Here is a 1031-nt window from a genome sequence, read left to right on the forward strand (position 1 = left end):
TCCTCGACCACGCCGGCCTTCTCGGCGCTGATGACGTCGCCGGCGTCGGTCGCGGCGCGGTACTCCATGCCGGTGCCGACCAGCGGCGCCTCGCTGCGGATCAGCGGCACCGACTGGCGCTGCATGTTCGCGCCCATCAGGGCCCGGTTGGCGTCGTCGTGCTCCAGGAACGGGATCATCGCGGTGGCGACCGACACCATCTGGCGCGGCGACACGTCGATGTAGTCCACCTCGCGGGAGGCCACGTAGTCGGTCTCGCCGCCCTTGGTGCGGACCAGGACGCGGGCGTCGGTCAGCTCGCCGTCCGCGCCAAGGGACGAGTTCGCCTGGGCGACGACGAACCGGTCCTCCTCGTCGGCCGTCAGGTAGTCGATCCGGTCGGTGACCCTGCCCTCGACGACCTTGCGGTAGGGCGTCTCGATGAAGCCGAAGGCGTTGAGCCGGCCGTAGCAGGCGAGGTAGCCGATGAGGCCGATGTTCGGGCCCTCGGGCGTCTCGATCGGGCACATCCGGCCGTAGTGGGACGGGTGCACGTCACGGACCTCCATCCCGGCCCGCTCACGGGACAGGCCACCGGGGCCCAGGGCGTTCAGCCGCCGCTTGTGGGTCAGGCCGGCCAGCGGGTTGATCTGGTCCATGAACTGCGACAGCTGCGAGGTGCCGAAGAACTCCTTCATCGACGCCACCACCGGCCGGATGTTGATCAGGGTCTGCGGCGTGATCGCCTCGACGTCCTGGGTGGTCATCCGCTCGCGGACGACGCGCTCCATGCGGGCCAGGCCGAGCCGGACCTGGTTCTGGACGAGCTCGCCGACGCTGCGGATGCGCCGGTTGCCGAAATGGTCGATGTCGTCGAGCTCCACGACGGCCTGGCCCATGGACGTCTCCCCCGCGTGCAGCCGCACCAGGTACTCGATCATCGCGATGACGTCGTCCTCGGTCAGCGTGCCCTGCGTGATCTCGGAGTCGACCCCGAGCTTCTTGTTGATCTTGTAGCGGCCCACCTTGGCCAGGTCGTACCGCTTGGGGTT

General features: G+C 69.1%; 1 pseudogene. It reads right to left on the reverse strand.

The features are described 5' to 3' along the window. A pseudogene (locus ACIBK9_RS51815) lies at nucleotides 1-1031 on the reverse strand (DNA-directed RNA polymerase subunit beta); the annotation flags it as partial.

Source organism: Nonomuraea sp. NPDC050227 (assembly GCF_044459705.1).
Taxonomy (GTDB): domain Bacteria; phylum Actinomycetota; class Actinomycetes; order Streptosporangiales; family Streptosporangiaceae; genus Nonomuraea.